Origin of the sequence: Nonomuraea sp. NPDC050786 (assembly GCF_040654115.1) — a bacterium.
Classification (GTDB): domain Bacteria; phylum Actinomycetota; class Actinomycetes; order Streptosporangiales; family Streptosporangiaceae; genus Nonomuraea.
Map to the genome: position 1 here is coordinate 218,294 of NZ_JBFAHJ010000004.1, position 22,430 is coordinate 240,723.

Sequence of the window (22,430 nt, forward strand, 5' to 3'; positions counted from 1 at the left end):
GTCGCTCGGTCCAAGTACGGATGTAAGGCGAACGACGAAGGGAGCGAGGCCAGTGCGCCTCAACGAGGACCCTGCGGCCTTTGAGGCCTTCTATCGCCGCCATGTCGATGCCGTCATGCGATTCGTGGTCCGGCGGGTGAGCGACCCTCACCTCGCGGCCGACCTGACCGCGGACATCTTCCTGGCGGTCCTGGACTCGGCGCACACCTACGTGCCGGGCCGGGGCAGCGAGATCGCCTGGCTGTACGGCATCGCGCGCAACGTCGTGTCGGCCCAGCATCGCAAGGCGGCGCGGGAGGCGCGGGCGACCGACCGCGTCGCCGGCCGCCGGCTGATGGACGATGACGATCTCGTCAGGATGGAGGAGCGGGTCGACGCCGAGCGCCGCATGCGCGGCGCCCTGGAGACCATGCGCCGACTGCCTGACGGCGAGCGGGCGGTGCTGGAACTGGTGGCGATCGACCAACTCACCGTCGCCGAGGCCGCCGCGGCCCTGAGCATCAGGCAGGTGACCGCACGGGTGCGGTTGCACCGGGCGAGACGTGCCCTTGGACGTGTCGCTGAGCTGGAAAACACGTCTTCACCCGCGTACGTGGAGGGACAGGTATGAGCAACTTCGAAGAGCGCCTTCTCAGCGCACTCAAGGAAGAGATCACCACGCGGAAGTCCGAGAACGCGACGGCGACGACGACCGTGACACCGGTCGAGCGCCCTTCCAGGCGGCGTCTCGTGGGGCTGTCGACCGCGGCGGCCGGGGTCGCGGTCGCCACCACCGCGATGGTGGTGCTGACCGGGCTCGACAGCACCCCGGCGTACGCGGTCACCAAGGGCGCCGACGGGGCGGTCGACGTACGGATCAACGAGTTCAGCGATCCGGAGGGGCTGGCCGGGGAGCTGGCCACGGCCGGGGTCAAGGCGGTCGTGGACTACCTGCCCGAGGGGCGGACCTGCAAGGAGCCGCGCGGCGAGCGCGGGTCCGGCACCGGGAGGTTCGCGGCGAGCGTCGGGCGGTCGAGCGGCGGGATCTCCTTCAAGATCGAGGAGGGGCAGGTGCCGGCGGGTGAGACGTTGGTGCTGGCCGTCTCCAAGAGCAAGGACGGCGACGACAGGCCGCCGTTCGCGATGTCGCTCACGGTCGTGAAGGGCCCGGTCGCGCCCTGCGAGCCCATCACGATGCCCGCACCCGGCACCGGCGCGGAGGAGGACGGCGGGCCCGGTCTGGTCACCAAGACGGAAGGCCCGAACCAGGGCTCCAGCTTCAACACCGAATCCGAGTAACCCTCTCCTCCCGGGCCGGCGCCTCTTCACCGAACCGCGCGAAAGTGCCCTGACCACCCCAGGCCCGGCCCCTCTGGGTGCCGCAGCCGTCCCAGGCCCGGCCCCTCTCGGGTGCCACGGCCATCCCAGGCCCGGCCCCTCTGGGTGCCGCAGCCGTCCCAGGCCTGGCCCCTCTGGGTGCCGCGGCCATCCCAGGCCCGGCGGCCTTCCCGAGCAGACGGGTCGCCGGGCCTTCAGCTCCAGTAGCGCTCGCCGGCCAGGATGAGCGCGGCGGCGCCGACCAGCCCTGCCTCCTGGCCCAGGGCGGCCGGCACGACCTTCACCCGCCGGGCGAAGCGCATCCTGGCGTGCTCCCGCAGCGCCTCCTCCAGCGGGCCGAACAGCGGCTCCCCTGCCTGCGACAGCCCGCCGCCGATCGTGACCAGCTCGAGGTCGCACAGGTGGGTGGCCGAGGCGATGGCGATGCCGAGCGCGCGCCCGGCGCGGCGCATCGCCAGCAGCGCCACCGGGTCCCCGGCCAGCGCGTCCGCCGCCAAGGCCCGCGCCGTGACCGCCCGACCCTCCCGGTACGCCTCTCCAGCTCCCTCACTCCACCCCGCCCCACCTACGGACCCACCGGACGCGACGGCGAGGCCGCCGGAGACGTCACCGGGCCCACGCGTCACCTCCGAGCCGCCTTTCCTCGCTCGCACGGGCTCTGGTGCCGCCTTCGGAGCCCGGGCGACCGTCGGAGCAGCGCTCGGAGCCCCAGCGGCCGTCGGAGCAGCGCTCGGAGCCCCAGCGGCCGTCGGAGCAGCGCTCGGAGCCCCAGCGGCCGTCGGAGCACCGTTTGCAGCCCGGGCGATCGTCGGAGCAGCGGTCTCGGGGCGGGGGGAGCCGGGGGTCCAGCCGTGGGACAGGGCCCACGCGGTCAGGGCGGGGCCCTGGGCCACGGCCTCGAGGCAGCCGTGGCCGCCGCAGCCGCACCGGGGGCCGCCGACCGGCTCCACGACCACGTGACCGATGTGCCCGGCGTTGCCCGTCCGGCCGTTGACCAGCCGGCCGTTCAGGATCAGGCCGCCGCCCACCCCCGTGGACACCACCATGCCCAGCATGTCGGAGGTCCCCCGCCCGGCGCCCTTCCAGTGCTCGGCCACGGCCAGGCAGACGGCGTCGTTGTGGAGCCGTACCGGAACGCCGGGAAAGCGGGCGGCCAGCCGGGCGCGCAGGGGGAAGTCGCGCCAGCCGGGGATGTTCAGGGGTGAGACGGTCCCGTCAGGCCAGGTCATGGGGCCGCCGCAGCCCACGGCCACCCCGTCGACGCCCGTGGCGAGCGGCTCCGCGAGATCCGCGAGGTCAACGAGGTCAACGAGGTCCACGAGGTCCACGAGCGTCTTCCATAGGGTCGAGGCGTCCGCGCCCTGTGGCGTGGCGACCCGGGCGGATCTGGTCACCGTGCCGTCGTCGGCGACCAGGCCGGCGGCCAGCTTGGTCCCGCCGACGTCGATCGCGAGGATCACCGGTGGCCTGCCGTACCGGACCGGCTCAAGGGCCGCCTCATGGACCGCCTCATGGACCGGCTCAAGGGCCGTCTCAAGGACCGGCTCATGGACCGGTGCTGGAGAACACCAGGACAGATGCCGTGAACCCGTGTACGTGGTTCTGGCCCGAGACCGGGCCGACCTCGCCGGCGGCGAAGAAGCCGGCCATGCCGATGGGCCCCAGCGTGTCGCGGAGGGCGACCGGGTCGTGGTCCGCCGTGCCGAACATGGCCGAGCCCCGGCCGTTGCACGAGAACAGCAGCGCCCCGTCCACCCTGCCGAGTTGCTCCCGGTGGGCGTCGAGCAGGTCGTACAGGTCCTCGTCGGCGGTGGCCGCGTCGCGCACCTGGAAGCGCACGGTCCTGCCGATCTCCACGATGTCGCCGATGGCCACGGCCTCGCGTTCGGGGTCGATGCCGATGACCCCCCTGATGAGGAAGTCGCCGCGCTCGTGGCGCTCGGCGTACTCGTTCATGGCCACGCCGATCTGCAGGCCGGAGGCGACCAGCTCGCGGTCGTCCTCGTCCAGCTCGCTGACGATGTCCTCCAGCCGGGCCAGCGCCGGCTGGCCGGCCAGCTCCAGCAGCAGGTTGTCCTCCGACGCGGTGACGACCATGCTGGGCCCGATCGGGCGGCAGCCTTGACTCACCACGGTGCTGATCTTGACCGGGCCGCTGATCAGCACGCCGATCGCGCCCTCGGTGTAGACCTCGCCGTCGGCGAAGAGCCGTACGGAGCCCCGGCCCTGCAGCCCGTTGGCCAGCCCGCCGATCAGCGGCAGGTCGCCGAGCACATCGACCGAGCGCTCGACGAAGGCGTCGGTCGGGAAGCTGTACGGATCGGCGAGCAGGATCGCCACATGGTCGTCCCCGCCCCGCTCGGGCAGCCCGACCACCACGAACCTGTCCTCGGCCGCCAGCGTCTCCAGCGCGAACGTCGTCAGCCTGGCGCCGTCCAACGTCGCCGCCCACGCGCTCACGGCAGGCGTCAGCTCGACTCCTTGCCCGTCGCCGATCACTCCCGTGGCGCTGCATCCGATCACGTGCGCGTCGGGCGCGAGCTTCATCGCGGCCTCACCGGCCCGCGCGACGGCGTCCGGATCGTCGCCGCAGATGAAGAAGCAGACCAGGTCCGCTCGGCCGCTGAGCCTCGACAGGGCCCGGCCGACGGCGGTCTCCGCGGCCTCCACCAGGTCGGAACCCACGGCGAGGCCGTCGGCGAAGCGACTAGTCATCAAGGCCACGCGTCTCGCCTCCCTCGACATGTCAAAGTTCCCTAGGCCGCATTCTCCCCACTAAAAGGACAAGCACGCGCACGAAGCATCACTCAATGGTTGAGATCCGAAATCTCCGCCAGATGCGAAAGTCTCTGCCGGTTTGCTCGCGGGGGACGTAGTCTCGATCCCGTGCATCAGCCACGTATTCTCCGCGAGTTGCGAGAGAGCGGCCACGTTCATCGCACCGTCAAGGCCGAAGTCCGGGAAAACCTGCTGGCCAAGCTGCGGGCGGGCGAGCCCCGCTTCCCCGGCATCGTGGGCTTCGACGACTCCGTACTGCCGCATCTGGAACGGGCGCTGCTCGCCGGGCACGACCTGGTGCTCCTCGGCGAGCGCGGCCAGGGAAAGACGCGGCTCATCCGCACCATCACGGGCCTGCTGGACGAATGGACCCCGGTCGTCGAGGGTTGCGAGATCAACGACCATCCGTACGCGCCGGCCTGCACGCGCTGCCAGGCCCTGGCGCGGGAGCTGGGTGACGAGCTGCCGGTCGCGTGGAAGCACCGCGACGAGCGCTACGGCGAGAAGCTCGCCACGCCCGACACCTCCGTGGGCGATCTGATCGGCGACGTCGACCCGATCAAGATCGCGGAGGGGCGCCGGCTCGGCGACCCGGAGACCGTCCACTACGGCCTGGTCCCCCGCACCAACCGCGGTGTCTTCTCCGTCAACGAGCTGCCCGACCTGGCCGAGCGCATCCAGGTGTCGCTGCTCAACGTGCTGGAGGAGCGCGACATCCAGGTACGCGGCTACAACCTGCGCCTGCCGCTCGACATCCTGCTCATCGCCAGCGCCAACCCCGAGGACTACACCAACAGGGGCCGGATCATCACCCCGCTGAAGGACCGCTTCGGCGCGGAGATCCGCACCCACTACCCCCTCACGGTGGAGGACGAGCTCACGCTCATCCGCCAGGAGTCCATGCCGGACATCGGCGCCGACGTCCCCGAGCACCTGATCGAGGTCATCGCCCGCTTCACCCGGCTGGTACGCGAGTCCACGGCCGTGGACGCCCGTTCCGGCGTGTCGGCGCGCTTCTCGATCGCGGCCGCCGAGACCGCCGCGGCCTCGGCCGTGCGCAGGGCGGCGATCGCGGGCGAGGAGCAGGCCGTCACGCGCGTGGTCGACCTGGCCTCCGTGGTCCACAGCCTGCGGGGCAAGGTGGAGTTCGAGGTCAGCGAGGAGGGCAGGGAGACCGAGATCCTCGCTCACCTGCTGCGCAGGGCCACGGCGGAGACGTTCAGGACCCGACTGGGCGGCATGGACCTGTCCGCGGTCATCGACAAGTTCTCCGAAGGCACCCAGGTGGAGTCGGGCGAGCTGGTCCCCGCGGGCGAGCTCCTGCACCGGATGGGTCCCGTCCCTGGACTGGCGAAGGTCATGTCCCGTCTCGGCATGGGAGCGGGCGAGGAGTCGCCCGGGCATGCGGCGGCGGCCCTGGAGTTCGCCCTTGAGGGGCTTTACCTCATGCGGCGCCTGTCCAAGGAGGACCTTGACGGAGTCTCCGTCTATCGCACCTGAACATCTTGGCGCTCTCCCGCGTCATAGTGGGTAGCTGATCTGCCCCGAGGAGGAGACCGCCCATGCGTCTGCTTGCCTGTGCCGCCGCTCTGGTCATGGGCTGCTCCGCCGCGCCTGCGCACGCGGAGGCCGCCAAGGTCGTGTACGGGTACGCGTGGGCCGACGGCACGGGGCACCTGCGCGTCGTGCCCAGGTCGGCCACCCTCGTGCGGAAAGACGGCTTCGTCGGTTACCGGCTCAAGGCGGTGGCGGGGGCCAAGGAGGTGCGGCTCGGCTACACCCGCGCCTCCTACGGCCGCGTCACGGTGGCCTGCGATCTGAAGGAGACCGAGGGCCAGGTGGCCCTCGACGCCAAGGGGCTGGGCCGGACGGCCTGCAAGCCCGGCGACCTGGACGACTCCCTGGCCCGCGGCCCCGTTCCGCTCCGCGTCGAGTACCTGGGCTCCCGTGCCGTCAGGATCAACGAGTTCCTGGTCTCGGGGTGGCCCGCGTCGCGTACCGCCCGTGGCACCCTGAAGCGCGTCGACGGCAGCACCGTCCTGTTCGCGACCGGCGGAAAGCAGGTCAAGCTCGGCTACACGTACGCCACGTCCTTCCACCGGACGACGGCGCGGTGCCGGGACGGGTGGCTGGCCGGGGAGCCGGTCAACGCCGACAGGAACGGGCTCGGCAAGAAGTCCTGCACCGCGGCCGACCTGACCAGAGCGCTCAAGACGGTCAAGCACCCCGTACTCGTGAAGATCGACTACACGCCCGGCGTCGACGGCGTGAACGAGGTCTGGGAGATCTTCGGGGACGCGTAGCCGGAGCCGCGGAGAAGCCCTTCGAGGGCGCATAACCGGGCGGATCGGGTTAGCGTGGATGCGTGATGGCCTTTCGCTATGGCGAGTACCACGACGGCCCCGACCCCCTCGCCCCGCCCTACGACGTGCGGGCGGCCCTCGACGAGATGGGCGACGCGATCCTCTCCGGCTCGACGCCGGTCCACGCCCTGCGCGACCTGCTCAAGCGCGGGCTCCCCGGCTCACAGGACCGCCGGGGGCTCGACGACATGCTCAGGGAGGTACGCAGGCGCCGGCGCGACCTGCGCGAGCGCGGGCGGCTCGACGGCACCCTGGAGAAGGCGCGGGCGCTGCTCGACAAGGCCATCGGGCAGGAGCGGGCCGAGTTGTTCCCCGACCCGTCCGACGACGCGCGGCTGCTCGAGGCCGAGCTCGACGCGCTGCCCGACGACACGGCCAGCGCGATCCAGGAGCTGAGCACGTACGAATGGCGCTCGTCAGCGGCACGCCAGACGTTCGAGGAGCTGCGGGACCTGCTGCGGCGGGAGGTCCTGGACAGCCAGTTCAGGGGCCTGCGGGACGCCCTCGCCAACCCCGACCCCGAGGCGATGGAGCGCGTCCGGCAGATGATGTCGGACCTGAACGACATGCTGGACAAGGACGCCCGCGGCCAGCACACCCAGGAGGATTTTGACGCCTTCATGGGGAAATATGGTGATCTGTTCCCCGAGAAGCCGCGCAACCTCGAGGAGCTCGTCGACATCCTCGCCCGCCGCGCCGCCGCCACGCAGCGCATGCTGGCCTCGATGACCCCGCGCCAGCGCGAGGAGCTCGCCGGCCTGATCAACCAGACCCTCGACCAGGCCGGGCTCTCCGACGAGATGCGCCGGCTCGGCGAGGCCCTCTACGCCCGCCGCCCCGACCTGGCCTGGAACGCGCCTGAGCGGCTCACCGGCGATGAGCCCCTGGCCATGGGCGACGCCGTCACGGCCCTGGAGGAGCTGGCCGACCTCACCCAGCTGGAGACCGCCCTGCGCCAGGACTACCCGGGCGCGCGGCTGGACGACATCGACGAGGCCGCCGTACGCCGTGCGCTCGGCCGCTCCGCCGTGGACGACCTGGAGGCGCTCAAGCGCATCGAGCGAGAGCTGGAGGAGCAGGGCTACCTCCTGCGCCGCCGCGGCAAGCTCGAGCTCACCCCCAAGGCCGTGCGCCGCCTGGGCGAGACGGCGCTGCGCCGCGTGTTCGCCTCGCTCGACGCGGGCCGCCGCGGCGACCACGACCAGCACGACGCGGGCTCGGCCGGGGAGCTCACGGGCTCCTCCCGGCCGTGGCGCTTCGGCGACGAGCAGCCCATCGACGTGGTCCGCACGCTGGTGAACGGCGTGCGCAGCGGCGGCGTCGCCCCTCTGAGCGGCGGGGGGACGGCCCTGCGGCTGTCCGTGGACGACTTCGAGGTCGCCGAGACCGAGCGCCGCACCGCCGCGGCCGTCTGCCTCCTGGTGGACCTGTCGTACTCGATGGCCCTGCGCGGCACCTGGGCCGCCGCCAAGCAGACGGCACTGGCGCTCCAGGCCCTGGTGGCGTCGAAGTTCCCGCAGGACGCCGTCCAGATCATCGGCTTCTCCAACTACGCCAGGGTGCTGCAGCCGGACGAGCTGGCGGGCCTCGACTGGGACATGGTCCAGGGCACCAACCTGCACCACGCCCTCCTGATCGCCGGCCGCCACCTCGACCGCCACCCCGACTTCGAGCCGGTGGTGCTGGTGGTCACGGACGGCGAGCCCACGGCCCATCTCATGCGCAACGGCAGGTCGGCGTTCGAGTGGCCGCCCTCGCACGAGACCCTGGAGCTCACGCTGGCCGAGGTCGACAAGATGACCCGGCGCAGGGCCACGCTCAACATCTTCATGCTGGCGGCGGACGACCGGCTGAAGGAGTTCGTGGACGAGGTGGCCCGCAGGAACGGCGGGCGCGTCTTCTCGCCGAGCGCCGAGCGCCTGGGCGAGTACGTGGTCAGCGACTTCCTCCGCCTGCGCCGCGCCCGCTGAACTGTCGGTGGGGCCTGGCAGTCTGCTCGGCATGAGCGATGACGTGTGGCTGCGCGACGTGGTGGAGGCGGACCTGGAGGTCTTCCTGGAGCAGGAGCACGACCCGGAGGCGGTCCGGAGGTCGAAGTTCCCTCCCCGGCCCCGGGAGGCGTTCCTGCGCCACTGGACCACCCGGATCCTCGGCGACCCCACCGTGTTCGTGCAGGCGGTCATGGCGGATGGCGAGCTGGCCGGAAACCTGGTGACCTGGTGGGTGGAGGACAGACGCTTCATCGGCTACTGGTTCGGCCGCCGATTCTGGGGCCGCGGCATCGGCTCCCGCGCCATGGAGCTCTTCCTGGAGCAGGAGAAGACCCGCCCGCTCTACGCCGACCCGTTCGAGGGAAACACCGGATCCGTCCGGTTGCTGGAGAAACACGGCTTCCAGCGGTCGGGCACGGTCCGGCACGGCGAGGACGAGCACATCATGCTGGTGCTCGACCACTGAGCCCGCGACCCCGTGGCGCCGGCCCTCAGCCGAGGGCCGGCACGTCGAGCCGGTGGAGGCGTTCTGGGTCGGACAGCACGTCGATGGCGACAATCTTCCCGCCGGTGACGGTGAAGGCCATGACGGACACCAGCCGTCCGTTGTTCGCGACCACGACTCCGGCGGCCCCGTTGACCAGCACCGGGCGTGCGAACGGCGAGAGCCGGCCGAAGGTGACCGCCTGCCCGGCCACGGTCCGCGCACCGGTGAGCACGACGTTCTGGCGGGGACGGGCGAGGCCGCCGTCGGAGCGCAGCACGACCTCGGGGTCGAGCACGGCGACGAGCGCCTCGAAGTCGCCGTCGCGTGCGGCGGCGAAGAACGCGTTGACGGCGTCACGCTGACGGGCGGGATCGGAGTCGGGAGGCGGAGCCTGCCCGCGGACCCGGCGGCGTGCGCGGCTGGCCAGCTGCCTGGCCGCGGCCGGTGACCGTTCGATCATGGGGGCGATCTCCTCGAACGGCACGGCGAACATGTCGTGCAGCACGAACGCGAGCCGCTCGGCGGGCGACAGCGTATCGAGCACCACCATCAGCGCCAGCCCGACCGAGTCGGCCAGCACCGCCTCGTGCTCGGGGTGCCCCTCGTCCTCGCGGCTGATGATCGGGTCCGGCACGTGCACCTGGAGAGGCTCCTCGCCCCGCTGCCGGCGCGCGCGGAGCACGTTCAGGCAGACGCGCGCCATCACGGTGGTGAGCCAGCCGCCGAGGTTCTCCACGCGCCCGGTCTCCGCGACGCTGAAGCGCAGCCAGGTCTCCTGTACGGCGTCCTCGGCCTCGCTGACCGAGCCGAGCATCCGGTAGGCCATCGATCGCAGACGGGCGCGATGTTCGTCGAATCGCTCCACCAGCAAATCGGGCTCGTCCACCTGTCACATTCCTTCGTCGCGCGGGTTCACAACGGTAGACGCACTGAACCGAGCCGATGAAAGCGGGGCTGACCCCCGGCCCGGACGACTTTGGAGGAGCCATGACATCACCCATTCTGGTCACCGGCGGCACCGGCACCCTCGGGCGCATCGTCGTACCGCTCCTGCGCGATGCCGGCCGCGACGTGCGCGTGCTCAGCCGCCGCGCCCACGAGCCGGGCGACGGCATCGAGTACGTGGCCGGCGACCTGCTCAAGGGCGAGGGGATCGAGCTCGCGGTGTCCGGGGCCGAGACCGTCCTGCACCTGGCGGGCGGCGCCAAGGGCGACGACGTGGCCACCGGCAACCTGGTGCGGGCCGCGTCGCGAGCAGGGGTACGGCACCTGGTGTACATCTCGGTCATCGGAGCGGACCGGGTCCCCCTGGGCTACTTCCGGTCGAAGCTGGGCGCGGAGCAGGCCGTGACCGGCTCCGGCCTGCCCTGGACGACGCTGCGTGCCGCCCAGTTCCACGACCTGGTGCTCAACGTGCTGCGGACGATGGCGAAGCTGCCGGTGGTGCCGATCCCGGGCGGGCTCCGGTTCCAGCCCGTCGACGCGCGCGACGTGGCGGAGCGGCTCGTGGAGCTCACGCTCGGCCGGCCCGCCGGCCTCGTGTCCGACCTGGCGGGGCCGCAGGTGTACGGATTGGGCGACCTGGTCCGCGGATACCTGCGCGCGCAGGGCCGGCGCCGGTTGCTGCTGCCGGTCCGGATGCCGGGAAAGCCCGGCCGCGCGTACCGGAACGGCGACAACCTCTCCCTGCGGGCCGATGTGGGCAAGCGGACCTGGGAGGAGTTCCTGGCCGAAAACCTGCGCTGAGCCACAGTGCGGGGGCATCCGTCCAGTCGCCGGAGCGGCCGCCTCCGATGTTACGGGTGTAACATCGGCACGTGACGGACCTGCTGCCCGAGCGCGAGCAGACCGTACGGCAGGTGCGCCGGCTGCTTGACCGGGTGCGCCGGCAGGGCGGCACCGGCCGCCTTCTCCACCTGGCCCTCACCGAGCAGGCCGAGCGCCGGCAGATCATCGCCGAGTTCAACGCCGCCCGCGACGCCGAGTACGCCGAGGTGCTGGAGCGCCTGCCCGCCCTGCGCGAGGAGCTGGCCCGCGAACGTGAGCGCGGCCGGGCCACGTATGCCGAGGTCGAGGAGTCGGAGGCCGATCTGGAGCGCTTCCGTTCCTGGATGGCCAAGATCGCCGCCCGCGACTACTTCGCCGCCCCGGCCGGAGCGCCGGCGCGGGCCGCCGTCGAGGACGCCGCCGCGGACCTGGCCGCGTTCGAGCGGGCCGCCCTCGCCGCCGATACCGCCACCGCCCCGGCAGGGGAGGAAACAGCATGACCGGCTCGTGGGGATGGGATCTGCTGATCGGCCTGGCGGTCGCGCTGCTCGTCACTTGGGCGGCACTGATCGCCGCACTGGCGCTCGCACGACCGCGCGGCGGCCTGCTCCGCGAGGCGCTGCGGCTGCTCCCCGACGTGCTCCGGCTGGTCCGCCGCCTCGCCGCCGACCCCGGCCTGCCCCGTGGCGTGCGCGTACGCCTGATGCTGCTGCTGGCCTACCTGGCCATGCCCATCGACCTGGTGCCCGACTTCATCCCGGTCCTCGGTTACGCCGACGACGCCATCGTCGTCACCATGGTGCTGCGCTCGGTCGTACGACGTGCCGGGATCGACCCCGTACGCCGCCACTGGCCCGGCACCGACGACGGCTTCGCCGCACTGTGCCGCCTGACCGGCCTGACGTGAACGTCGATCAGCCCTTGCGAAACTCCACGATCTTGTTCCCGGCCAGACCCCACAGCCCCCTTCCGTCCGAGGCCTGAGCCAGCGCGGTCAGCGGAAGCTCCGTCTTGGCCTGGGACCACCGCCCATCCGCATACGTCAACAGGTAATGGCTGTCATCCGGAGGGTCCGGGGTCCCCGCATCGCCGGCTATCCAGAGTGTGCCGCCGCTGTCACGCGCAAGCCCGGTCAGTCGGCCCTCCTTGAGAGCGGGAGCGCGCCAGACCGTGCCGTTCCATCGGTACAGCAACGGCCCGAATCGCGAGTCCGGGGTCTGGTAGCTGCCCACGGCCCACACCTCATCGACGGCCACGGCCAGGACCGCGGTGAGTTGCGCGTCGAACGTGCCGGCAGGCGCCACAGGCGGCAGCGGCGTCCGCTGCCACGAGCGGCCGTCGAAGTGCGCGGCGGCAGGCCCGTCAGCCGTCGTCCCGACCGCCCAGATGTCCTGTGGTGACAGGGCGGAGGCCGCGTCGGTGGTGAGGGGTGTCTCGTATCTGACCCAGTTCCGGCCGTCGAAGTGCTTCGCCCACCGCTCGCCGAACGTCCATGCCTGGTCATCGCCCAACGCGATCACTTCCAGCGCCGGCTCAGGCTCGTCGTTCACATCGGTCTCAGCCGGGATGAAGGACCAGCGTCGGCCGTCGAAGCGCAGCAGCCCGGAATCACCCGCCTCGCTGTCCTCGGCGACGACCCACACGTTGCCGGGGGCCGAGGCGTCGACCTTGGAGAGGGTCCGGGAACGGCCCCTTTCCGGCAGCTCCCGCACCAGCCGGCGCCACCGCCGGCCGTCCCAGTGGACCAGCACGGAGTCGTGGTGATCCACTTCGACCCGCTCGCCGACCGCCCACGCATCGCTGCCCTCGGCCACGACGTCCAGGAACCTCGCACCGTTCGCGAGGCCTCTCTGCAGGTAGGCCATTCGCCAGTGCCCCTCGGGCACGACGTCCACAGGGTTCGCTGCGGCAGAGCCGTGACTCGGAGGAGGCTCATGCTCTGCGGGCGAGGTGGCGGAACACCCGGCGAGCGTCAGGACCAAAGCCACAACTGCCGATCGTGCGCTCACGAGGGCCCTCCACAATCCGGAGTACGCGCCAGCATAGCGATCACGCGATCCCGGAAACCACTTGTGAAGATCGGCACCGACACGCGATCATGAACGCCTGTGACGAAAAAGATCCTTTCCAGCGTTGCCGGCATCGCTCTCGGGGCCGCCGCCCTCATCGGCAGCACCGCCTCCCCCGCGGCCGCGATCAGCGGCTGCTCCAAGACCGGGAGCACCGACCACTCCGTGAGCGTCAGGTGCACCAGCGGGCTTGAGACCTACTTCCGGGTCTACGGCTACTTCTGCTCCACCTCGTCCTGTTCTTACGTGCCGGGCGGCCTGGCCGTCAAGGGTGGTACGAGCAAGGCCACGAGCGGCGCCTACTACAGCGGCAAGTGGTACGTGAAGGGCTGCTACGTGACCGACGGCTGCTGAGTCGCCCGGGCCTGGGCTCCTCCTCGAAGTCCAGGCCCCTGACCCGCCTCGCGAAGTGGTGCTAGGCGTCGATGAGGCGGGCGTAGAAGGCGAGGGCCACGTCGAAGCCGTCGCGGCAGTTACGGTGGGAGCGGTAGCAGGGGCGCCAGGCCGAGCTGGCGCCGACTCCGGCCCGCGCGTCGCTGAGGGCCGTGGGCACGCGCTCCGGCTTGGGCAGCAGGCCGTGGCCCAGGTAGCGGATGCCGTTCAGCTCGGTGTGGGCGCCGGGGCCGCCCGAGACGAACACGCCCAGGCGCCAGCCGCTCTCCTCGTCCCACACCAGCGCGGTCCCGTCGCTGAGCCGGACAGTGGCGTCGCGCGGATCGCAGGGGCCCTCCCACCAGTCCGCCACCTCAGGTCCGAGGACGTCGATGACCTGCCGGACATAACCGGCCGGCTGCTGCAGCCACTCATCGGTGTACGGCTCGACGTGACTGATGGCCACGGACGGCACCCCCTTGTGCCTTTACGGCGGGAAGAAAAGACAGTGAACAACCCTACCCGGGGCGAACTTATTCCGTTGCACGGACGTCTAGTCATTACGGACGATATTTAAGTCCGACACGGGGAAGGAGGGGTGCCCATGATAGCCACGGTTCTCCTCATCGTCCTGATGGTCATCGCCGTCGCGGCGACAGAAGTGATCATGCGCTGCTCCGCGCAGGGCAAAGAGAGTGTCGAGTCCACCACCGAGATCGTCGGCGACTAGTCTCAGCGGCATGTCGTCCCTGCTTCTCTGGCTGCACATCGGCTTCGCGATCTTCACCATCGGCCCGGTCACCGCCGCGACGATGGCCGCGCCGCGCGTCATCCGCAACAAGAACGTGCCCGCGCTGCAGTTCGTCCAGCGCCTGACGAGGATCTACAGCCTCGGCACCCTGGGCGTGTTCGTGTTCGGGCTGGCGCTCGGCGCGGTCATCGGCCAAGGGCTCCTCGGCAAGTGGTACATGACGGCCTCGATGACCCTGTTCATCGTCGCGGCTGTGCTGCTTGTCATCATCGACCGCGATCTGCGTACCGCCGTCCGGGCGCTCTCGAGCGAGAGCGCCGAGGACGACGCGAAGGTGCAGAACGGGAGGATCGCCGCGATCAGCGGGCTCCTGTCCGTGATCTGGCTGGTGATCCTGTTCCTGATGGTGGTCCCGACCGGCTGAGGGCCTCCGGACGCCTACCCGAGCGCCTGCGTGAGGTCCGCGAGCAGGTCGTCGACGGTCTCGATGCCGACCGACAGCCGCACCAGATCGCTGGGCACCTCCAGCGGCGACCCCGCCGCAGAAGCGTGCGTCATCCTCCCCGGGTGCTCGATCAGCGACTCCACCCCGCCCAGCGACTCGCCCAGCGTGAAGAGCTTGGCCCGGTTGCACACCTCCACGGCCTCCGCCTCGCCCCCGGCGACGCGGAACGACACCATGCCCCCGAACCGCTTCATCTGCTTGGCCGCCACCTCGTGCCCGGCGTGCTCGGCCAGCCCCGGGTAGAGCACCTCGGTCACCCGAGGGTGCGCCAGCAGCAGGTCGACGACGCGCTCGGCGTTGTCGCAGTGGCGGTCCATGCGTACGCCGAGCGTCTTGAGCCCGCGCAGCGTCAGCCACGCGTCGAACGGCCCCGCCACCGCCCCCATCGCGTTCTGGTGGTAGGTCAGCTCCTCCCCCAGCCCGCGGTCGGCGGTGATCAGCGCCCCGCCGACCACGTCGGAGTGCCCGCCCACGTACTTGGTGGTCGAGTGGACGACGACGTCCGCCCCCAGGGAGAGCGGCTGCTGCAGGTACGGCGACGCGAACGTGTTGTCGACCACCAGCAGCGACCCGTTGTCGTGGGCCAGCTGCGCCAGCGCGGCGATGTCGGCGATGCCGAGCAGCGGGTTGGTGGGGGTCTCGACCCAGACGACCTTCGTCTTCTGCGTCATCGCCGCCGCGACGGCGTCGAGGTCGTGCAGCGGGACCGGGTCGTAGTGCAGGTCCCAGCGCTGGTGAACCTTGGCGAACAGCCGGTACGTCCCGCCGTACGCGTCGTTCGGGATGATGACGTGGTCCTGCGGCTTGCACACCGTGCGCAGCAGGGTGTCCTCGGCGGCCAGCCCCGAGGCGAACGCCAGGCCGCGCACGCCGCCCTCCACCGCCGCCAGCGCCTCTTCCAGCGCGGTCCTCGTGGGGTTGGCCGAGCGGCTGTACTCATAGCCGGAACGCAGGCCCCCCACCCCGTCCTGCTTGTACGTGGACGTCGCGTAAATCGGCGGAACGACCGCGCCCGTCACCGGGTCGGGCTCCTGACCTGCGTGGATGGCCAGCGTCTCAAAACCGTTGCTCATAGAGCCACGGTAACGGAAGTCGGCCCGCGATCCGTCCCCTCCGGATCGCGGGCCGCCCGCGGGACACCGTCCCCCAACGGCCCCGCGATGGCTCGCGCACCATGCCCGCGCGAGCCAGGTCCTCAGGCCGCCCGCACCTCGTCGCGCTCCTGGCGGCGCCCGAGCCGTACGACATCCGCCTCGACGAACCGGCCGCTGCCGCCCTCCGCGGCCTCCCCGTTGATGCGGGAGAGCAGCACGGGGTCGGCCAGCGCGAGCAGCACTCCCACCAGCAGCCCGACACCCAGCAGCACGAACCCGATGACCATCATTTCCTCTCCCCTTCCGACATGTCCCAGCATCGGCGATGCCCCCTGGCCGCCGCCTCCGCTGAAGGACTGGTCTCAGCCGCCCCGGCTCGGCCGAACGGTCGATACGACATGTCCGACTTCCGGCCTAGGCTCGAGGCCGTGGGGGAGAACAAGCGCATCGTGTACTGGATCCGCCGGCTGAGCGAGATCGCGATGATCTGCTGGCTGGGCATGATGCTGCTGCTCGATCTCGCGCTGGCCGTGAGCATCGGAGGCTTGCAGTGGCTGGCGTCCTTCTGCGGAGTGGCCGGGATGGCCGCCGTGGTGCTGCGGCACAGGTACCGGCTCGAAGGATTCAGCGCCATGCTGGCCCTGTCTTTCGGCACGTCGATCGTGCTCGGGACCGCCGGGCTCGCGGGCGCGCCCGGTCTGACGGAGACCGGGTCGCTGCTCATCCTGATCATCGGCGTGCTGCGGCACGTGGAACCGGTCCGGCGCGCGGCGGTGCTCGCGTGCGTGGGGCTGATCGTGCTGATGGCCGAGGCCGCCGGCCGCGAGTACCACAACGCGGGGCTGGCGTTCTCGTTCCTGCTGTTCGCTGGGTGGTCGACGGCGGCGGGGATCGGCGGCTACCTCCGTTTCCAGCAGGAGCGCCGCACCGAGGCCGTCCATTCGGTACGGCGGGCGGAACGGCTCGAACTGGCCCGGGAGCTGCACGACCTGGTCGCCCACTACATCACCGGCATCGTGGTCCAGGCCCAGGCCGCCCGTACGGTCGCCGAGACCAGCCCCGAGGCGGTCGCGCCCGCGCTCGAGGCCATCGCCATGGCCGGTTCCGACGCGCTGACCTCGATGCGGCGCATGGTCACGGTGCTGCGTACCGAGGACGACCCGGCCCGCAAGCCCGGCGTCACCCTGGCCGACCTGCGGATGCTGACCGACCGCTTCTCCACCGACGGGCCGAGGGTGGCGTTCGAGATCGGGCCAGGACTGGACGATCGCACGCTGCCGCCCGAGGTCATGACCACCCTGCACCGGGTGCTCCAGGAGTCGCTGACGAACGTGCGCAAGCACGCCTCCCGCACCGCCTGGGTCGAGGCGAGCCTGCGGCGGCACGAGAAGACGGTGGTGCTCCGGGTGCGCAACTACGGGGCCGCGTCAGATCCGCGCGTCTCCCGCCTCGGCGGCGGGTTCGGGCTGGTCGGGATGGCGGAGCGGGTGGAGGCGCTGGGCGGCAGACTCTACGCGGGCCCCTCCGCCGAGGGCGCCTGGGAAGTGGTCGCCGAGTTCGCCCTCCCTTAGCGCCCGCTCGAACCTCTCGTCCCCCAGGACGGCGCGCAGCCTCAAGCTGATCCGCTCCACATCCAGCCGCTCGCCCGGCGGCAGGGGCGCTCCCACCGCGTTCCGGATGGCCGTGGCCGCCCCCATCAGCCTCGCCGCGACCACCGGCCGGACGAGGTCGGTCAGCGGGCCGGCGACCAGCGACATGGCACCGGCCAGGCCCTCGAGTGCCAGCGCGATCGCACGGGGGTCAGCGGTCGCCCGCGCGGCCTCGTACCCTTCGCGATGCCTGGCCAGCGCCGTCGCCGCGGCGCCGCGCTGCTCGGCGGCGAAGCCCAGCTCCGCCATCACGAACGCGATCCCCGGCGTCCCCCGCACCCGTCGCAGCCAGTCCAGCAGGGACAGCAGGTACGACTCCGCCTCCTCGTACCTGCCCTGCCGCCTGGCGCTCATGGCCAGGCCGAGCACGGCGTTCTCCTCGGCCGACTTGTACGACTGCTCGACCGCCACCCGCCTGGCGCGCTCGTGGTAGTCGTCGGCCCGCTCGTAGTCGCCCGACAGCATCGCGATCCTGCCCAGGGCGGCCAGCCTGAACGACACCTCGAACCCCAGCTCCTCGGCCAGCCGCAGCGCCTCCTCACGCAGCCGGGCGGCCTTCGCGTACTCCCCGCGGATCTCGGCCGCCCGGTCGAGCACGTCCATGGCCTCCATCTGGCCCCACGCGTCGCCCAGCTCCCTGAAGATCTCCAGGCCCCGCTCTCCGTCCCGCTCCATCGCCGCGATGTCGCCCCGGCCGACGGCGAGCTTGCCGCGCAGGCAGAGCGCCGCCGCCACACCCCACCGATCGCCCGACCTCCGGTACGCCGCCAGCGCCCGCTCGGCCGCCGCCTCGTGCGCCTGCCGGTCGCCGTAGGCCCACCGGACATGGCTCAGGAACCAATCGGCCAGCGCGACGCCCGCCGGATCGAGCCCGGCACGACGCACCGGCGAGGCCGGCCCTCCGGTCAGCAGCTCGATCCCGGCCAGCCACACCGAAGCCCGCGCCGCTTCCACCGCCTCAAGGCCGACATCGGCGAAGGTGGCCGCGGTCGCCGGTGAGGGGGTGAGAGTGCCCCGGGTGGCCAGGGCCGTCGTCAGGGAGCGGCGGGCCTCGTGGAGGCGGCCGCGCAGGACCCAATACCAGGCGAGCGCGTTGACCAGCCGGAGCGGTTCGGGACCCGCGAGGGCGAGCCGGAGGTTGGCGCTCTCGGCGTCGAGCCGGGCGAGCCACTCGCGCTGCCCCGGCCCCCTGAGGTCCGCCCGCTCGGCCAGGGCGGTGTAGTAGCGGGCGTGGCGCTCCCTGACGGCGTCGTGCTCCCCCGCCTCGCGCAGCCGCTCCACGCAGTACGCCGTCACCGACTCCAGCAGCCGGAAACGCGGCCCCGGCACGCGTACGACCAGTGACCGATCCACCAGCCTGGCCAGCGTGTCGAGCACGTCCACGCCGGGCTCGGCGCACACCTCCTCGGCCGCGTCCAGCGTGCACCCGTCAGCGTGTACGGCCAGCCGCCGCAGCACCACGCGCTCGGGGTCGGAGAGCAGCTCCCAGCTCCAGTCGATCATCGCCCGGAGCGTGCGCTGCCTCGCCGGGGCGTCCCGCGTGCCGGCGCTGAGCAGCCTGAACCGGTCGTCCAGGCGGTCCGCCAGCTCCTGCACGCCGAGGGCGCGTACCCGGGTGGCGGCCAGCTCCAGTGCCAGCGGGATGCCGTCGAGCCGCCTGCAGACGGTGGCCACGGTCTCGCTCGGCTCGACGTTCGCCCTGGCCGTGAAGAGCCGTACGGCCTCGGGTTCGGGCAGGGGCGGCACCACGCGTACGTGCTCGCCCGTCACGCCCAGCGGCTCCTGGCTGGTGGCGAGCACGCGGAGCCCGGGGGCCGCCCGCAGCAGGGCGGAGACCAGGTCGGCGACCTGCTGCACCAGGTGCTCGCAGTTGTCCAGGACGAGCAGCATGCGCTTGCCGGCCAGCGCGCCCGCCAGCCTGGGCGCCAGCGCGACGGCGGAGTCGTCGCGCACGCCGAGCACGGCCGCGACCGTCTCGGCCACATCGACCGCCCCCGCCAGCTCGACCAGCCACACGCCATCGGGGAAATCCGCGACGTCCGCGGCGGCGGCCAGGGCGAGCCGGGTCTTGCCGACGCCGCCCGGCCCCGTGAGCGTCACCAGGCGGGAGGCGGTCAGCAGCGCACGGACCCCGGCCAGCTCCGCCTCCCTGCCGATCAGCTCGGTGAGCGGTGCGGGCAGGTTCGTGCGGGGCGCGGGCATGCCGGTGGGTGATCCGTGCGTCTGATCCCGTGGTGCCAGGCTCGGGTCCTGGCGCAGGATGAGCTGGTGGAGCTGGGTCAGCGCGGGCGACGGGTCCAGCCCGAGCTCCTCCCCCAGCCTCTGCCGCACCTCGCCGTAGGCGTCCAGGGCCTCGCTCTGTCGCCCACCCCGGTAGAGGGCCTTCATGTGCGAGGCGACCAGCCGTTCGCGCAGCGGGTGACGAGCCACCAGATCGCCCAGGTCCACGGGCTCGCCCAGCTCCAGCCGTACCTCCGCCTGCTCCTCCAGCGCCGTCAGGCGCGCCTCCTCCAGACGCGCCGCCTCGGCGCGCGCGAAGCCGGCGTCGGCGAAGTCGGCGTACGCGGGCCCGCGCCACAGCCTCAGGGCCTGCTCCAGCTCGGCGGCACGCTGACGGAGATCCGGAGAGCGCCGCTCGACGAGGGACTGGAAGCGGAGGGCGTCGGAGTCGACGAGGGCCAGGCGGTATCCGGCGGGCTCCCGCACGACCGAGCCGGGGTCGCCGAGCGAGCGGCGGAGCTGGGAGACGCGGGCCTGGAGGGTGCCGACCGGGTTGCGGCCGGGCCGGGCGCCCCAGAGGTCGTCGATCAGCCGGTCGGCGGAGACCGGCCCGCCCCCGTGTGCCAGCAGGTCGGCCAGGAGCGCGCGCACCTTGGGCTCGGCCACCCGGACGGGCGAGCCGTCCTCCGACCAGATCTCCAGCGGGCCCAACACCCCAAAACGCAGCACACTATGACCAACCCGTAGCAGGGCCGAAGGATTTCCGTAGCGGCGTGCCCGAGGGTGTGGGGCATGAGTCACGTGACAGTCGTGGGACTGGGCCCGATGGGGTCGAAGATGGCAGAGACGCTGCTGGCCGCCGGGCACGAGGTGGCGGTGTGGAACCGTACGGCGAGCAAGACGGCCCCGCTGGTCGCCAAGGGCGCCCGGCAGGCGGCGAGCGCGGCGGACGGCGAGCTGCTGGTGGTCAGCCAGATCAGCTACCAGGCGATGTACGACAGCCTCGGCGACGCCAGGCTGGACGGGAAGGTGGTGGTCAACCTCAGCTCCGACACCCCGGAGGCACTGCGCGGGGCGGCCCGGTGGGTGGAGGAGCGCGGCGGCACGCTGATCACCGCCGGCATCATGGTCCCGCCGCCCGGGATCGGTCAGCCGGGGGCGTACACCTTCTACAGCGGCCCCAAGGAGGTCCTCGACCGGCACGCGGGAACGCTGGAGGCGCTGAGCGAGGTCACCTACGTCGGGCCGGACCAGGGCCTGGCGATGATGTACTACCAGGCCCAGCTGCTGATCTTCTGGTCGAGCCTGACCAGCTACATGCACGCCATGGCGATGCTGCGCACGGCCGGCACCTCGCCGATGGAGTTCCTGCCGTTCGCGCGGGACCTCTTCACCCAGCTGGGCAGCGAGGGCCCCATGGGGTACGCCAAGATCCTCGCCGAGGAGTTCGAGGCCGGTGTGTACCCGGGCGAGCTGAACTCCCTGCACATGCAGGCCGTCGGCCTCGGCCACGCCGTGGAGGCACTGGCCGAGGCCGGGGTGGAGACCACGGTGCCGGGCGCGCTCAAGGCGCTGTTCGAGCGCGCCGACGCCGAGGGGCGCGGCCACGAGGGCCTCGGCACCGTGATCGAGTCGATCAGAAAGCCCTGACGACGATCAGAGAGCCCTGATGTCGATCAGCAAGAACTAGTGATTCGCCAGGAAGGCGAGCAGGTCCTGCCTCGTGATCAGGCCCGATGGCTTGCCGTCCTCCAGCACGACCGCCGCGTCGGCCTTCTCCAGCGCTTCAACCGCACGAGCCACAGGTTCACCACTGCCGATCGTGGGTAGCGGCGCTGACATGTGATCGGCGATCGGGTCGTCGGAGGAGAGCCTGCCGTGATAGAGCGCTTCGAGGAGGTCGCGCTCGACGATGGAGCCGACCACCTCGGCCGCCATGACGGGCGGCTCCTCCTTCATCACCGGGAGCTGGGAGACCGAGTATTCGCGCATGATCGCGATGGCGGTGCTCACGGACTCGTGCGGATGCGCGTGCACGAACTCCGGCAGCCCCGCCCCCTTCCTGGCCAGCACGTCGCCGACCAGCCCTTCGTCGGAGGACTCGGTCAGGAAGCCGTAGTCGGCCATCCAGTCGTCGTTGAAGATCTTCGACAGGTAGCCGCGGCCGCCGTCGGGCAGCAGCACGACGATCACGTCGTCGGGTGCGGCCGTGGCCGCCACGCGCAGCGCCGCCACGACCGCCATCCCGCACGAGCCGCCGACCAGCAGCCCCTCCTCGCGGGCCAGCCGGCGGGTCATGTTGAACGACTCCTTGTCGGACACAGCGATGATCTCGTCGCAGATCTTGGTGTCGTACGTGCCGGGCCAGATGTCCTCCCCGACCCCCTCCACCAGGTACGGCCGGCCGGTGCCGCCCGAGTAGACCGAGCCCTCGGGGTCGGCCCCGATGATCTTCACCCGGCCGCCCGAGATCTCCTTGAGGTAGCGGCCGGTGCCGCTGATCGTGCCGCCGGTGCCGATGCCCGCCACGAAGTGGGTGATCCGGCCCTCGGTCTGCTCCCAGATCTCCGGCCCCGTCGAGTGGTAGTGGGAGTCGGGGTTGTTGACGTTGGAGTACTGGTCGGGCTTCCAGGCGTTCGGCACCTCGCGGGCCAGCCGGTCGGACACCGAGTAGTAGGAGTCGGGGTGGTCGGGCGAGACGGCCGTCGGGCAGACCACGACCTCGGCCCCGTACGCCCGCAGCACCGCGATCTTGTCCTGGGCCACCTTGTCCGGCACCACGAACAGGCACCGGTATCCCTTCTGCTGAGCCACGATCGCCAGCCCCACGCCGGTGTTGCCCGAGGTGGGCTCCACGATCACGCCGCCAGGACGCAGCGCGCCCGACGCCTCCGCGGCCTCGATCATGCGTACGGCGATGCGGTCCTTGACCGAGCCACCCGGATTGAGATACTCGACCTTGGCCAGCACCTGTGCGGAGAGCCCCGCATTGACTTTGTGCAGCCGGACGAGCGGAGTGTTCCCGATCAGATCGACCAGGGAATCGTAAACGCGCACCGAGGTGTTC

Annotated in this window: 22 protein-coding genes and 1 pseudogene; 14 read left to right on the plus strand and 9 right to left on the minus strand. The window is 71.6% G+C overall.

Going from position 1 to position 22,430, the window contains the following annotated elements; genetic code table 11:
* The first annotated feature begins 52 nt into the window (after window positions 1-52).
* Together AB0H84_RS11005 and AB0H84_RS11010 are read left to right on the plus strand one after the other, a co-directional pair.
* Window positions 53-610, plus strand: a complete 558-nt coding sequence (locus AB0H84_RS11005) for an RNA polymerase sigma factor (RefSeq protein WP_357601539.1) — start codon at window positions 53-55, stop codon at window positions 608-610.
* Window positions 607-1,278, plus strand: coding sequence for a hypothetical protein (locus AB0H84_RS11010; RefSeq protein ID WP_357601541.1), 672 nt, complete (start codon window positions 607-609; stop codon window positions 1,276-1,278). Before AB0H84_RS11005 ends, AB0H84_RS11010 begins: the two co-directional genes overlap by 4 nt.
* A 233-nt stretch (window positions 1,279-1,511) precedes the next feature.
* On the opposite strand, the gene AB0H84_RS11015 is transcribed toward AB0H84_RS11010, so the two are convergent.
* On the minus strand, window positions 1,512-2,777 hold the full coding sequence (locus AB0H84_RS11015; protein WP_357601543.1) for an ROK family protein: 1,266 nt from the start codon (window positions 2,775-2,777) through the stop codon (window positions 1,512-1,514).
* An 85-nt stretch (window positions 2,778-2,862) separates the two neighbouring features.
* On the minus strand, window positions 2,863-4,032 hold the full coding sequence (locus tag AB0H84_RS11020) for an FIST N-terminal domain-containing protein (protein ID WP_357602029.1): 1,170 nt from the start codon (window positions 4,030-4,032) through the stop codon (window positions 2,863-2,865).
* Window positions 4,033-4,203: 171 nt separating this feature from the next.
* On the opposite strand from AB0H84_RS11020, the gene AB0H84_RS11025 reads away from it, so the two are divergent.
* The 4 genes from AB0H84_RS11025 to AB0H84_RS11040 all read left to right on the plus strand — a co-directional run bounded on the left by AB0H84_RS11025 (window position 4,204) and on the right by AB0H84_RS11040 (window position 8,915).
* Window positions 4,204-5,595, plus strand: a complete 1,392-nt coding sequence (locus AB0H84_RS11025; protein WP_357601546.1) for a sigma 54-interacting transcriptional regulator — start codon at window positions 4,204-4,206, stop codon at window positions 5,593-5,595.
* 62 nt (window positions 5,596-5,657) lie between these two features.
* Window positions 5,658-6,398, plus strand: coding sequence for a hypothetical protein (locus AB0H84_RS11030; protein ID WP_357601549.1), 741 nt, complete (start codon window positions 5,658-5,660; stop codon window positions 6,396-6,398).
* Between the two features lie 65 nt (window positions 6,399-6,463).
* Window positions 6,464-8,428, plus strand: coding sequence for a hypothetical protein (locus tag AB0H84_RS11035; RefSeq protein WP_357601552.1), 1,965 nt, complete (start codon window positions 6,464-6,466; stop codon window positions 8,426-8,428).
* Between the two features lie 31 nt (window positions 8,429-8,459).
* Window positions 8,460-8,915 (plus strand): GNAT family N-acetyltransferase, encoded by a 456-nt coding sequence (locus AB0H84_RS11040; protein WP_357601555.1) that lies wholly within the window; start codon window positions 8,460-8,462, stop codon window positions 8,913-8,915.
* Window positions 8,916-8,940: 25 nt separating this feature from the next.
* Here the strand turns inward: AB0H84_RS11040 and AB0H84_RS11045 are convergent, their stop codons facing one another.
* Window positions 8,941-9,822 (minus strand): sigma-70 family RNA polymerase sigma factor, encoded by an 882-nt coding sequence (locus AB0H84_RS11045; RefSeq protein WP_357601558.1) that lies wholly within the window; start codon window positions 9,820-9,822, stop codon window positions 8,941-8,943.
* Window positions 9,823-9,923: 101 nt separating this feature from the next.
* On the opposite strand from AB0H84_RS11045, the gene AB0H84_RS11050 reads away from it, so the two are divergent.
* The 3 genes from AB0H84_RS11050 to AB0H84_RS11060 all read left to right on the plus strand — a co-directional run bounded on the left by AB0H84_RS11050 (window position 9,924) and on the right by AB0H84_RS11060 (window position 11,610).
* Window positions 9,924-10,682: an SDR family oxidoreductase gene (locus AB0H84_RS11050; RefSeq protein ID WP_357601561.1), complete on the plus strand. Its 759-nt coding sequence runs from the start codon at window positions 9,924-9,926 to the stop codon at window positions 10,680-10,682.
* Window positions 10,683-10,753: 71 nt separating this feature from the next.
* On the plus strand, window positions 10,754-11,203 hold the full coding sequence (locus AB0H84_RS11055; RefSeq protein ID WP_357601564.1) for a Chromate resistance protein ChrB: 450 nt from the start codon (window positions 10,754-10,756) through the stop codon (window positions 11,201-11,203).
* Entirely contained in the window at window positions 11,200-11,610 is a 411-nt protein-coding gene (locus AB0H84_RS11060; protein WP_357601567.1) for a YkvA family protein, read from the plus strand. The genes AB0H84_RS11055 and AB0H84_RS11060 overlap by 4 nt, the downstream gene beginning before the upstream one ends.
* A gap of 7 nt (window positions 11,611-11,617) precedes the next feature.
* On the opposite strand, the gene AB0H84_RS11065 is transcribed toward AB0H84_RS11060, so the two are convergent.
* Window positions 11,618-12,568, minus strand: coding sequence for a hypothetical protein (locus AB0H84_RS11065; RefSeq protein WP_357601570.1), 951 nt, complete (start codon window positions 12,566-12,568; stop codon window positions 11,618-11,620).
* Between the two features lie 243 nt (window positions 12,569-12,811).
* Between AB0H84_RS11065 and AB0H84_RS11070 the strand changes: the two genes are divergently transcribed.
* Window positions 12,812-13,126 carry a hypothetical protein gene (locus tag AB0H84_RS11070; protein WP_357601573.1) on the plus strand — a complete coding sequence of 105 codons (315 nt, stop codon included), beginning with the start codon at window positions 12,812-12,814 and terminating at the stop codon, window positions 13,124-13,126.
* A 61-nt stretch (window positions 13,127-13,187) separates the two neighbouring features.
* Here the strand turns inward: AB0H84_RS11070 and AB0H84_RS11075 are convergent, their stop codons facing one another.
* Complete coding sequence (locus tag AB0H84_RS11075) at window positions 13,188-13,610, minus strand: DUF6292 family protein (RefSeq protein ID WP_357601576.1); 423 nt, start codon at window positions 13,608-13,610, stop codon at window positions 13,188-13,190.
* 138 nt (window positions 13,611-13,748) lie between these two features.
* Here AB0H84_RS11075 and AB0H84_RS11080 point away from each other — a divergent pair, with 138 nt between their 5' ends.
* Together AB0H84_RS11080 and AB0H84_RS11085 are read left to right on the plus strand one after the other, a co-directional pair.
* Window positions 13,749-13,874: a hypothetical protein gene (locus AB0H84_RS11080; protein ID WP_357601578.1), complete on the plus strand. Its 126-nt coding sequence runs from the start codon at window positions 13,749-13,751 to the stop codon at window positions 13,872-13,874.
* Window positions 13,875-13,884: 10 nt separating this feature from the next.
* Window positions 13,885-14,319: a hypothetical protein gene (locus tag AB0H84_RS11085; protein ID WP_357601581.1), complete on the plus strand. Its 435-nt coding sequence runs from the start codon at window positions 13,885-13,887 to the stop codon at window positions 14,317-14,319.
* A gap of 14 nt (window positions 14,320-14,333) precedes the next feature.
* Here the strand turns inward: AB0H84_RS11085 and AB0H84_RS11090 are convergent, their stop codons facing one another.
* Together AB0H84_RS11090 and AB0H84_RS11095 are read right to left on the minus strand one after the other, a co-directional pair.
* Entirely contained in the window at window positions 14,334-15,473 is a 1,140-nt protein-coding gene (locus tag AB0H84_RS11090) for a cystathionine gamma-synthase (RefSeq protein WP_357601584.1), read from the minus strand.
* A 122-nt stretch (window positions 15,474-15,595) separates the two neighbouring features.
* Window positions 15,596-15,784 carry a hypothetical protein gene (locus tag AB0H84_RS11095; protein ID WP_357601587.1) on the minus strand — a complete coding sequence of 63 codons (189 nt, stop codon included), beginning with the start codon at window positions 15,782-15,784 and terminating at the stop codon, window positions 15,596-15,598.
* A 513-nt stretch (window positions 15,785-16,297) separates the two neighbouring features.
* Here AB0H84_RS11095 and AB0H84_RS11100 point away from each other — a divergent pair.
* Window positions 16,298-16,963, plus strand: a pseudogene (locus tag AB0H84_RS11100) (histidine kinase); the annotation flags it as partial.
* On the opposite strand, the gene AB0H84_RS11105 reads toward AB0H84_RS11100, so the two are convergent.
* Window positions 16,922-20,077, minus strand: a complete 3,156-nt coding sequence (locus AB0H84_RS11105) for a BTAD domain-containing putative transcriptional regulator (protein ID WP_357601590.1) — start codon at window positions 20,075-20,077, stop codon at window positions 16,922-16,924. The pseudogene AB0H84_RS11100 and the gene AB0H84_RS11105 sit on opposite strands and share 42 nt — an antisense overlap.
* Before the next feature lie 78 nt (window positions 20,078-20,155).
* Between AB0H84_RS11105 and AB0H84_RS11110 the strand changes: the two genes are divergently transcribed.
* On the plus strand, window positions 20,156-21,013 hold the full coding sequence (locus tag AB0H84_RS11110; protein WP_357601593.1) for an NAD(P)-binding domain-containing protein: 858 nt from the start codon (window positions 20,156-20,158) through the stop codon (window positions 21,011-21,013).
* A 36-nt stretch (window positions 21,014-21,049) separates the two neighbouring features.
* On the opposite strand, the gene AB0H84_RS11115 is transcribed toward AB0H84_RS11110, so the two are convergent.
* Entirely contained in the window at window positions 21,050-22,420 is a 1,371-nt protein-coding gene (locus AB0H84_RS11115) for a cystathionine beta-synthase (protein ID WP_357601596.1), read from the minus strand.
* Window positions 22,421-22,430: the final 10 nt, after the last annotated feature.